Annotated in this window: 6 protein-coding genes and 1 pseudogene; 2 read left to right on the forward strand and 5 right to left on the reverse strand. The window is 40.0% G+C overall.

The genetic code is table 11. The features are described 5' to 3' along the window. From PVV60_RS06505 to PVV60_RS06525, 5 genes are all read right to left on the reverse strand, one after another. On the reverse strand, nucleotides 1–4,492 hold a 4,492-nt coding region (locus PVV60_RS06505; RefSeq protein ID WP_273723895.1), incomplete at its 3' end, for a type ISP restriction/modification enzyme. Between the two features lie 545 nt (nucleotides 4,493–5,037). Further along, complete coding sequence (locus PVV60_RS06510) at nucleotides 5,038–6,654, reverse strand: YfjI family protein (RefSeq protein WP_273723896.1); 1,617 nt, start codon at nucleotides 6,652–6,654, stop codon at nucleotides 5,038–5,040. Beyond that, complete coding sequence (locus tag PVV60_RS06515) at nucleotides 6,651–7,481, reverse strand: toprim domain-containing protein (RefSeq protein WP_273723897.1); 831 nt, start codon at nucleotides 7,479–7,481, stop codon at nucleotides 6,651–6,653. The genes PVV60_RS06510 and PVV60_RS06515 overlap by 4 nt, the downstream gene beginning before the upstream one ends. Before the next feature lie 98 nt (nucleotides 7,482–7,579). Next, entirely contained in the window at nucleotides 7,580–7,780 is a 201-nt protein-coding gene (locus PVV60_RS06520) for an AlpA family transcriptional regulator (protein WP_007347430.1), read from the reverse strand. 209 nt (nucleotides 7,781–7,989) lie between these two features. After that, the gene (locus tag PVV60_RS06525) at nucleotides 7,990–9,156 is read right to left on the reverse strand and encodes a site-specific integrase (RefSeq protein WP_273723898.1); all 1,167 of its coding nucleotides are present in this window, start codon (nucleotides 9,154–9,156) and stop codon (nucleotides 7,990–7,992) included. A 176-nt stretch (nucleotides 9,157–9,332) separates the two neighbouring features. Between PVV60_RS06525 and PVV60_RS06530 the strand changes: the two are divergent. Further along, nucleotides 9,333–10,091, forward strand: a pseudogene (locus tag PVV60_RS06530) (PBSX family phage terminase large subunit); the annotation flags it as partial. After that, nucleotides 10,076–12,130 (forward strand): portal protein, encoded by a 2,055-nt coding sequence (locus tag PVV60_RS06535; RefSeq protein WP_273723899.1) that lies wholly within the window; start codon nucleotides 10,076–10,078, stop codon nucleotides 12,128–12,130. The pseudogene PVV60_RS06530 and the gene PVV60_RS06535, both read left to right, overlap by 16 nt. The last annotated feature ends 2 nt before the right edge of the window (nucleotides 12,131–12,132 follow it).

The raw sequence follows: 12,132 nt of genomic DNA on the forward strand, positions 1-12,132 counted from the left end.
GCAAATGACCCAATTCACGCCCTGCTGTTACAAACTTCCAAAAATCATCAGCAGTTTTTACACATGGGATACGAGGCAATTCTTTGCATAAATTAACAGCATAACGGGCACGGTAATCTTTTGAATGTAAAATTCCATAAACGTAATAAAAGATATCTTCTTTTGTTATAGTCTCATTAGGATAAGTAGACTGAAATTTCTTTAAACCCGCATCTGTAATACCATCACGAACTTTCTTTTTTGCACCTGTAGTAAATAAGCTATGTTCATGATGTTTCTTCTCTTCACAATGAAATATAAGCGGATAACATCTTGTTTTTTCTAATGTATCATAGGTAATGGGTTTATTAGTCATGAGACAAGAGAAACTTGAGTTACTACCACTACCTGAAACACAAATACCAAGATTATGCGGAATATCTGGATTAAAAAATTTATGTGTTTTTCCTAGTACTTCATTAAAAAATGGTGATGTATAATGCCACATTGTTATAAATGGGCGATAAAGAACGAGAGCTTTTAGATTTGGTTCAAATTTTGCATCTATTCTTTGCTTTAATTTAGAACGAAGGCTTCTTGACCAACTAATTTTTGTAGCATCATAATCAATAACCTTTTCCATAGGTATATAAGACTTTTCAGCAACGAGACTCCTCTGTATATTAAAAAAATCAATTGTTTTTTGAATGGATGCATCTAATTTTTCACATGAGAAATTGTAAACCCAAGCATCCCGATTTGATAATACACCAGGTGACATTATCTCAAAAAGCTTAGAATTTGCTAAAATATCTTTATTTCCCATTGAAATAAATTGATCAAAATCTGCTCTTCTTTTCTTTATCCAATCATAGTTCTTATTAGGGCTAATTTGAATAAACTTTTTAGATTGCACTATTGCTTTTACACTTCTTAATGTATTTAATCTTTCTAATTTTTCTTTGGCAGAAAGATTATTACCAATATCATAATAGTAAATCTTACATAGCTGTTTATTATCTGGATTCCGTACAAAAATAGTTATCGCTATCCCATTCATGCAACCAGATTTAAAGACATTTTCTCCTTCTTTTGCTATATCTTTTGATTTCATATTTTTTCGAATATCACCACGAAGATTAATGATATAAATAGCAGAATACTCATTTTGTAAGCATCTCCGCATACCATCAGCAAATGTTTTATCTATCCATCCATTCCCAGAGACATAAGCTATAATACCTCCTTGTAGACTTAAGCGATTACTTGCCCAACGAATGGCACGAATGTAGCTATCGTAAAGTGCTCGCATATTCATTGATTTAGATTGAGCAGCATATGTATCTCGAATGCTATCATTAAGTGTATCATAAGATACATTCGGATTATTATCATTGGCATTTTTTTGCCCTACGGAATAAGGAGGGTTGCCAACGATAACTTGGATATTTGTTTCCTGCTGTTTTTTGCACCGTTCCGAATTCTCAAACATATAGCGTGTGAAAAAATCTTTTTCCTCTAACATCAGAAACGTATCGGTTAAACAAATTCCTTCAAAGGGAATATAATCTCCTTTCATCAAACTATGATAGGTTGATTCAATGTTAATGGCAGCTATGTAATAAGCTAGCAAGACAATTTCATTGGCATGGATATCATGACGGAATTTATATTCCATATCCTCTGGTTTGATCAGTCCAGATTGTAAAAGTCGTGTAATAAAGGTTCCAGTTCCAGTAAAAGGGTCAAGAATAGAGACGCCTCGAGAACTTAAGCTTTGTCCAAACTCTTGCTCTAAAACATCATTGACGGAATGTAAGATAAAATCAACTATTTCAATAGGCGTATAAACAATCCCAAGTTTATCTGTTGTCTTTTTGAAGGCTTTGGTAAAAAAATCTTCGTAAAGTTTGATAATAAGATTCTGTTTTGCTCGCGTTTCAATAATACCCTCTGTATCATCCTTTACACTTTGATAAAACTTTTCAAGATTTTTGGATTCGTCTTTGATATTCATCTTATCAAGTTCTCTTAAGATCTTTTCCATAGCTTGCGAGATGGCGTTTTTACTCACAAACTCATTTCCATCAAACAAGGATTCAAAAATAGGTCGTGTCACAAGGTGTTGCGCCAACATCTCGAGTGCATCCTCTTGTTCGATACTGTCATTTAAACCGTTCTTTAATTCTTTATGAAAGGCATGAAAGGCGCGATAAGCTTCACTCTTTTTATCAGCGAGTATGCTTTTAAGACGAATAATATGATTTTGTGCAATTGCAGCTACATTGCCAGCCCAATTTCCCCACTGATTAGGCTCTCCACATTTTTTGACAATGATGGGCTTAATAGCACGCGATAATTCATCAACATAAAACTCGAATTCTTTTTGTCCTCCATATTTATAAGAGCTTTCACTTGCTACTGAACCAATATGAAGCCCAACACTTTCCGATTTTGCGTGGAAAGAGAGTTCGTCAACAACAGCGGTCATTGCTTGTAAAGCAGGGTCAAAAGTGACCCCTACAATCTCAAACACATGACGAACATTTTGGTCTAGCTCTAAGGCTTTTATTTTGTTTTTAAAGTTGTCATCATGAGCACGCAAAGCATTGAGAACTTGCCAGATGACATCATACTTCGTATTGTTTTCTAAAGCCTGTTGTGGTGGAATATTAAAGGGAATACCAACGGGTAAAATAATATAGCCTGTTGTTTTACCTTCTGCGCGACGCATCACGCGCCCCACCGCCTGTATCACATCCACATGACTTTTACGCGGGTGTAAAAACATAACCGCATCAAGAGCAGGGACATCGACTCCTTCAGAGAGACAGCGGACATTGGTTAACACACGGCAGTTATTCTCATCTGTATCTTCTTTAAGCCAATCAAGTAATTTATTACGATTTTTGCCATTAAAAGATCCATCAATGTGCTTAACATCAAAGATAAGAGAAGTCTTACTTTCGGGAACAAATTTATGATATTCATCAATGGCATCATTGAATAGTTCGCTAACTAGTTGAGACGTCTTGATATTTTTACAAAAAGCCAGAGAACGACGCATAGGTTTTATGCCATCTTCTTCTTTCTTTTCTATTTGGGAAAGTGCTTTGTAGCAGCCAATGATTTTGGTTGTATCATCAAGGATAAGTTCGGAATTTTTATCTTTAAGGCGTTTCTGAATCGTTGCGTTAATAATTGCTTCATCAACAGCCAAGACGATAACTTTATAGGGTGTTAAAAGTTTATCTTTTAGAGCTTTTGAAAAAGTATAAGTGTAAAGATTTTTTCCATAGAGCTCTTCATCATCCATGGACGCCAGAACAGCATCAGATGCGTCAGCCTTCTTTTTCAGCTTGTCGGTAAAGATCTTAGGGGTTGCCGTCATGTACAGACGTTTTTTGCTCCGAATGATGCTGTTATCATGAACCTTGATAAATTCAGATTCACGCTTGTCTGTTCCTAACACAGCTCCAGTGGTACGGTGTGCTTCATCACAGATGATCAGATCAAATTCGGGTAAATCATACTTTTTTTGCGCATCCGAAATCACTTGGATTGAATGGTAAGTAGAAAAGACCACAGTCATTACATCAAGAGAGGTTTTATTGGCTTTACGCGCAAGCTCTTTGGCATCGGTAGTAGCCGGTAAAACAAGGTCTGATGCATCGAGACCAGCTTCATCATCATTTTTATTATTCTTACGACGCTTTCCCACTTGTGTATCCGAACACACAGCAAAGGAACGCAAAGGCACTTCTGTATCTTCTGTCCATTCACGGATTGTTTGAGAGATAAGAGCAAGAGAGGGCACTAGAAACAATACACGCTTGCCAGTTCCTGCTATGGTTTCTGCTATCTTAAGACTGGTGAAGGTTTTACCCGTACCACATGCCATAATCAGCTTGCCACGGTCTGCTTCTTTTAAACCCTCACAGACTTTCTCAAGGGCTTCTTTCTGATGATCTAAAAGCTTTTTCTTTGGTTTCTCTTTAAGGACGGCTTGTCCTTGTTCTTTATAAGCGCCCCAATCGATTTGACTGCTTTCCAAATCAAAAAGGTTAATACGTTGAATACGAACCTCTTGTCCTTCACAAGTCAGTTCAACATTGTCACTCCAATCTGTTTCGGTGCTATCAACCAGTATGCGACGGGTGAAGATTTTTTTGCCCGAGGCAGCGATAAAGCTATCAATATCTTCTTTTTTAATTATGTGAGAAGCGTCATAGCATTTACATTGAATAGCCGCATAACCACCTTCATCACGGATTGTAGCCACCAGATCAATCCCAATATCCGTTCCATCTTCATCATGCTCTTTCGCCCATTCATAATAGGTTTGAACCTTTTCGTATTCTTGCTTTTGCAACGGGTCTTCAGCTAAATAAACCTTTACAAGGTTTTCAAACATGGTTCCTAATTCACGGGGTGATTTTGATTGTTCGCGATAATATTCCAACAGAGAGCGTAAAGTGACTTGTTCATTATCAGAGTTAACAGATTGCAGCATATTGTAATAAAAATCCCTTGCCTTAAGAGATGATCAATAACCATCAAAAGAATCAAAACGAATTCAATCAAATGCACTTAAAGCAAATATCGATAAAAATGGGAAAAAACTGATAAAAAAAGCGGATATTTTTTCAAAAGGGGTTTTTAAAGGTTGTTTATCAACAGCCCATGACACGGAATAAGATCAGCAAAATAGTGAAATTTGCTATTCGTTTTATGATAAAAAAGACAAATGAACTATGTGCTTTTAAGATATCAAAGTAAGTATTTTGATAAGTTTTATAGAGAGGTTTTGTAGGTTCTTACCCCCCCCAAAAACCCCTACAAAACCCCTTTTTATATATATTATAGATTGTATTTATAGATTGTATTTAATATAGGCTGTTTCTTTAAAACGTTAACATATTGAAATATAATAACTTTTATTTCTAATTAAAAAAATAAAATAATACCTATAAAAAGCACCCCCAAAACTCATAATGGGGAGTGCTTTGAAGAGTTCACTGTTATATTGTTAATGTTCTATAAGATTTCCAAATTGCCTCAGTGTGATGTTTTATGGCTTGTCACTAAGGGATTCCATTCATAGCGTATGGTAGGTCGACCGCCTTGTGAGCTCTTGTCTCCAGAGATTTCACGTATATAGTTACAACGGCATAAAAGCTCTAAAGCTTGCTTAACGGCTCCATTATCTTTGAAACATTTCCAATCACGTTTATAAATATCCCTTGTTGTAAAAACATCGGGTAAACAATCACAACGTTCGACAATTAATTTTGCCCCCTCTGTTGCTAAGCTATCCGCCGCCGCATAAAGCCTTTTGACATGACTTAACAAATATTTTTCCCATCGCAAGGCTATTTCAAGGGCATCTCTATTGATTTCAAAACGCCCACCATCAGCCAGTTCAAAAATCAATGCAAGGGTTGGTATGGTTTGATTCATTTTCAAAAGATGTGCTTTTAAACTTGATGAGAAATGACCATTCTTTATTCTTTTCTGAAAATCTTCCCACCATTTACGAAAGATCTCTTGGGCTTCGGCAGAAAAGCGTATGGTTATCGGATATTTTGGTGATCCAAACGGTTTATCATAAAGAGAACGAAAAACCCCTTGATAACTTTCCCATGCCTTTTGATTAGGAGGTCTATCAACCCATAACTGCTCTTGTCGTTCATCGGGAAAGATCAGCATTTGAAACCGTTGCATAAGACCATCATCGTTTATTCCACGGTGCATGTCTTGAATAATGGGAATAATACGTGCAGGTTGAATACCCCCTATAATAGAGACAGTTGCATTGGGAATAAAAATGGTTCCCCGCCCTATACGGTCATAGGTGTATGACTTATTGCCATTAAAAGCTGTTAGATAGAAAGAACGGTCTGATTGATATTCCTTTCTTTCCAAATTGGCTAAAAAACCAGCCAGTTCATCACGCACCAACAAGAGACCACGGGGGTTTTCTTTTAAGAGTTCCCCAAGCTTTTCGACAGTCACATCATTGACGATAAGACGTCGTTTTATAGAACTATCATCTTCCTCACTTTCTTTGTGTTCAAGAGTTTGTGAAAGAAGAGCAAGGGCTTGTTCTTCATCTTGATCTTTGAGTGCTTTATAGGCTTGTTTTTTCTTTTCTCGTTTATCTAATTCACTAAGAATCTCTTTTGTTTCTTGCTGTTTTTTCTTCTTTACCCACTCTTGATGCCATTCCTCTTGAAAGGCATAAAGAGGTTCTAAAGCAGCGTCCATGCTACCTGTTTTCATGGTCGAAGGTTCCCCCACAATGACACCCCAGAGATTAGGAACAATTTTCCAATTGGCATGTTGTTTTGGTGCAACCCGCACGCCATTGCCAATGACAGCAGCCAAGGCACAGAGAGCAGAGATAGCAATAAAATCCATAGGGGCTTGTTGGCTATCCGCAACGTCATAAACATAGTTCATTAATGGCGTTGGCAACTGTAATAAGCTAAAAGGCTCGACGGGTAAGAGAGCCGCCGTGATAGGCTTTATTTCGCCCCAACCATTTTGTTGCAATGCTTGTTTATAAGGAATGGCTTCTAAACAAGTCTTATCATTTAAAAAAGCATTATCGTTATCATTGAATGAAACATTTTGATTGTTGGTATCGACAATATTGTTGTTATTCTCTCTCATTTATTTATACCTTTCAGTATCAAAACATCATTGAAATCTAGACCGTAGGGGGCTTGCATGATAAAGACCTCAAAGTCTTGGCTATAAGCACGCTTTGCTAGGGTAAAACCTGCTTTACGACCCGCATCATCCCCAACCATTGCGATTGTCAGACGTCCTTTTATCGGGGGTAAATTCACACGCATCATGCCACTGGTGGAAAGAGATGCCCATAAATTAACGGGCTCTGATAATAAACCAGACAGTAGAGACAGACCGGTTTCAATGCCTTCACAAATGACCAGATGTTTGGGATTGGCTTGACTTAAATGCACAGCACCGCCCATTACAGATCCCAACATGGCTTTTGCTGGTTTCTGATCTGTTTTACAGCCATTGGCTTGTAAAAAGGTTCTATGAATAGCAAAGGAGCCAGCACCCTTAACAAGAGCCACCAACGCGGGCAGTGTCATTCCTAAAGGGTGTGGACATTTGTCATGAAAGCGTAAATCAGCAGGCAATTCACATGTGATCCCCCGCATGCGTAAATAGGTTTCTGCTTTGTGTTTTGCTCGTTTAAGATCAGCACAAAACTGTTTTGAGAAAGAAAGCGTATGATCATAAGCTTGTTTTCCAAGCAATCCAATTCTAATAAGCGCTTGTATGATCTCTCTAAAAGAGCAGCCAGCATAACAAGTGAGTAAGAGACGCCCATCATGTCCATTGGCAAGGGATAAGCTAGGCAGCCTATCATCATGAGCAGGGCAACGGGCTGTTCCATAACGCCCATGCCAAACTCCACGCAAGGCACGTGTAATACCCCGCGCATTCTTAAAAGAACACATCATTTTAAATCCTATAACGTTGCGTCACAGGACGGATTGTGCTATCTCTAGAGTGATGAGTTTGAGAAAGCCTTGTCCGTCCTTACGTGACAAGGTTTTTTTTATGCCACGTCGTTATAACGTTGCTGTTTCGCTTGCTCGATTACATTCAAGAGATCCGACTGTAACCAACGGGATAAAAAACCAAATTTTAAGGGTTTTGGGAGAGAGCCATTGGTGACATGACGGCGGAAAGTTGAGACACTCATATGAAGCAATTTTGCACTTTCACGGTCTGTTAAAAGAATATCATTTTCTGTCATTCTAAAATCCTTTCATTCTCAAAAAATAGAAACAAATCATGCCTATTTATTAAACACATTTTGGTTCATTTTTGAAGGTATTTTATTTATAAAAAACAATATTTTATCATATAAATTCTCATGTGATAAATTATGAGTCTTATTGAGAGAGAATGAGAGAGAAGAGAGCTAAAGTTATCAACAGATAATGGGGTTATGCACCCCATATCTTAAGATTGACCGGTGACATAAGCCGCCCATTTATCCATATAGACACGGCGCTGTTCTAGATAGTCAGTACGACGATAGGCACGCTCTACTTTACCGCCGACCGTATGACTTAGAATGGTTTCAGCAACCTCATAGGGGGCATCGGTTGTTTCAGCGAGCCAATCGCGTAAACTAGAACGAAAGCCATGGGGGCAGGCTTCAAGGTTATTGTCTCTCATATACTTTGACATAACCATAGGTGAAATAGGAGCCCGACTAGAAAAAGAAAAGATGAAATTACTTTTAGAGATACAACGGGCTTGTTCTATCACTTTCATTGCCTCTGATGATAAGGGAACGCGAAATTCTGTTGTAGCATCGCGCTTTCCTTTCATATTTTCAGCAGGTATGATCCATATATCTCCATCAATCTGATCTTCACGAATATGACGCAAGGGATTGGTACGAACCCCTGTAAGGATAAGCAAACGCAAAGCCAGTTGTGTGGGGTTTGTTGTTTGGCAAAGCGTTTTATAAAAAGCGGGAACATCTTTCCAATCCATTGCAGGTAAGTTTTTGATTTTATGGCGTTGTTTTCCTAAGAGAGCTTGTGCTTTTGTTACTGCTTGTAAATCAACATCCAAACCCAAAGCAGCCGCATGTTTGAGACAAAGATTGAGACGAATGAGAGCTCTACGCGCTGTAACAGCTTTTGTATGCCAGATAGGGGCAATAGTGTTGCGTATCTCTGTTTGGGTAATCTCAGAAACCGGCAGACAACCTAATTTAGGGAGAATATGAAGGCGTAATGGTAAAAACCAATCTCCATCTTTACCATCATTCTTGAGTTCAGCTTTACGAGTTTCAAAAGCATCCACGGCAATATCTTTTAAATAATGGAGATTGCTTATTGCTTCACGCTTTTGTTTATTGCGTTCTTTAATAGGGTCACGACCCTCACGTAAAACAGAACGCCACCCAGTTGCCAATTCACGGGCTTGTTTTAAAGAAACATCTCTTAAAGCACCCAATCCCATTTCACGACGACGTCCGTGAATAGTATAACGGTAAATCCATTGAGCACCTCCATCTTTACGCTTATGAAGAAGCAAGCCGGCACCATCATTATATTTGCCAGCCCCCAATGTTGCGACAGATCTTGCATTAAGACGGTTCATAAGAGCCATTTTTTAATCCTTTCTTATACAAATTTTATCCACACACTCATCCCACTTGTTATGTGCAAATGAGTGGTTTTGATTGATTCAAGATAAGCAGGTTTGAAATGAGAGAATCCTACGTTATTCGAGACTCTCATTCAATATGCAAAGCAGTAAATTATCATTATAAATCAATATCTTGAACAGACAATCCGAAGTTTCCCAAGATCTTGAATGAAGCGCGGCTTGATGATTTGAGATCCCGCCCCGAGACTTATAAGCATATCTGGGAAGGGGCTTATCTTACAGCGGTTCAAGGTGCTTACTATCAGAGGGAAATGTTGGCAGCCGAGCAAGAGGGGCGGATAGGGCGTGTTGCGCGCGACCCCTTGATGCAAATACGTGCTTTTTGGGACATTGGGGGCACGGGTGCTAAGGCAGATGCAACAGCGATATGGATAGCGCAATTTGTTGGTAGAGAGATCAGAGTGCTTAATTATTACGAAGCACAGGGGCAGCCTTTATCGGAGCATATCGGTTGGTTGCGTCAAAATGGTTGTGAGAAGGCGTTGATGGTTTTGCCCCATGATGGTGCGACGAGAGACCGTGTGCACAATGTGAGTTTTGAGAGTGCTTTAAATGATGCGGGGTTTGAAACGCAAGTGATCCCTAATCAAGGGGCAGGGGCGGTTAAGATGCGTATAGAGGCGGTGCGGCGTATTTTGCCGTCTGTTTGGTTCAATGAAGAGATGACGGTAGCAGGGCGCAAAGCACTGAATTGGTATCACGAGAAATGGGATGAGAAGCGCGGCATTGGTTTGGGTGCAGAGCATGATTGGTCGAGCCATGGGGCGGATGCCTTTGGTTTAATGTGCATTGTCTATGAAGCACCCAGTGTCAAACCCAAGCAAGAGCGTTATTGCACTATGGAAAGAGAAGCGGCATCATGGATGGCATTCTAGATCAAGACTTTCAAAAAACGACAGAATTCGATGAATATGAACTCTATAGGCGCCTAAAATCTTGGTATGCAGAAGATATTGAGCATGTCAATGAATGGCGTGAACAGGCGCGTGAAGATTTTGATTTTTATAATGGTCGTCAATGGGCGGAAGAAGATCTTGCGGTTTTGAAAACACAACGCCGTCCTGTCATGACTTTTAACCGCATTGCACCCCTTGTGAATGCAATTGTTGGGGCAGAGCGTAATAATAAGCGCGAAGTACAGTTTCAACCACGGCAAGTAGGAGCAGCAATACCCAATGAATTGCTTACTGGAGCAGCAGAATGGTTTCGTGATGAGGCGGAGGCGGAATATGCCGATTCCGATGCTTTTCAGGATATGGTTATTTGCGGTATGGGCTGGACAGATACGCGGCTTGATTATGATACAGATCCCGAAGGGATACCCGCTGTTCAACGTTTAGACCCCTTAAAAATGGTTTGGGATGCCAATGCTGTAAGACCAAATCTCATTGACGCACAGCGTATGTGGTATGTTGATCGCAAATCCGTTGAGGATGCGAAAAGTCTTTTTCCTGATATGGCTGTTGAAGATCTTAACGCCGATTGGGCTATCGATAGTACAACCGCTTCTGAGGATTCTCATGTGTCGCTTGATGCGTATCATGATGACTCCAATGCGACTTCTCTCTCAGAGCAGTGTTCTGGGAAACGCTATGTTACGCTGGTTGAATGCCGTTGGTTTGAATATGAGACCACTTACAAGGCGACTGATCTTCAAACCGGTCAGATGCGCAACTATAGCAAACAGGAGTTTGAACAGCTTCAAAGGGTCATGCCACAGTTACAAGGTGCGCGTTTTAATAAAAAAGTGGTGAGACGCGCTTTTTTGGGACGGCGCCTTTTAGCAAAGCCCGATAAGCCATTAGCACCTGATGAGCAGCTAGGTTGGGAGTGTATCACGGGCACGCTGGATAAGCTTAAAAACCAGTTTTACGGGATTGTTCGCCCCGCAAAAGACCCACAAAAATGGTCGAATAAATATTTTAGCCAAGTGATGTATATCCTTAATAGCCAGTCTAAGGGCGGTTTGATGGCAGAACGAGGCGCTTTCGATGATGATCGCCAAGCGTTAGAAAGCTGGGCGCGAACGGATACGATTACTTGGGTTAAAAATGGCGCGCTTACAGGAGGGAAAATTCAACCAAAGCCAAGTGCACAATTTCCCAATGGATTTTTCCAGCTGTTTAATGAATCGCGTGAAGCGATAACGCATGTAACAGGGTTATCGGCTGAGTTTATTGGAACACGGGAGGTCAACCAAGCCAATGTGCTGGAAAATACACGCCGGCAATCAACGCTTAATTTGCTTGCGGGGCTGTTTGATAATCTCAAGCTTTATCGGTGTAGGCAGGGAAAGATTATCCTTTATCTCATTCAGAATTATCTCTCTGATGGGCGTCTGGTACGTATTTCTGGACAAGAGAATGCCCAATATGTGCCGTTAACGCGTGAAGCTGTTACGACGCTTGAGTATGACATTGTTGTTGATGATTCACCGACAAGCCCCAATGAAAAAGAAAAAACTTTTGCAGCAATTACGCAGATGTTGCCGTTGCTTGGTGGATTCTTAACACCGGAGATGATTCCAGATCTTCTTAAGCTTTCCCCACTACCAGCAACATTGGTCGCAAGTTTAACGGCAAAGGCGCAGCAAGCACAACAAGAACAACAGCAACAGCAGATGATGCAACAAAGCCAAGGGGCGCAATTAACTCCAGAGCAACAAGCAAAGATTGCTGTTTTACAGCAGGAAGCACAAGCAAAGAGCACACTCTATCAACTTGATGCACAGCAGAAACAAGCGGCATTGCAGCAGAAAAATATCGAACTTTTCTTGAAGCAAGAACAAGCGCGGATGCAGCTTGAGTTGCAACAGGCAAAAAATGAGATAGCGCAGCGTGATTTAGAACGTAAAGCCCTACAGGCACAGTTGGAACACTATCGAGTTTTGACAAAAAATATAATAGCACATTGAAG

This window comes from Bartonella sp. AU18XJBT, from assembly GCF_028618595.1.
Taxonomy (GTDB): domain Bacteria; phylum Pseudomonadota; class Alphaproteobacteria; order Rhizobiales; family Rhizobiaceae; genus Bartonella.

Coding starts and splice junctions, on each gene's coding strand:
- PVV60_RS06510 (WP_273723896.1), bottom strand. CDS start 6,654: ATGAGAGAGAATAACAACAATATTGTCGATACCAACAATCAAAATGTT.
- PVV60_RS06515 (WP_273723897.1), bottom strand. CDS start 7,481: ATGATGTGTTCTTTTAAGAATGCGCGGGGTATTACACGTGCCTTGCGT.
- PVV60_RS06520 (WP_007347430.1), bottom strand. CDS start 7,780: ATGACAGAAAATGATATTCTTTTAACAGACCGTGAAAGTGCAAAATTG.
- PVV60_RS06525 (WP_273723898.1), bottom strand. CDS start 9,156: ATGGCTCTTATGAACCGTCTTAATGCAAGATCTGTCGCAACATTGGGG.
- PVV60_RS06535 (WP_273723899.1), top strand. CDS start 10,076: ATGGATGGCATTCTAGATCAAGACTTTCAAAAAACGACAGAATTCGAT.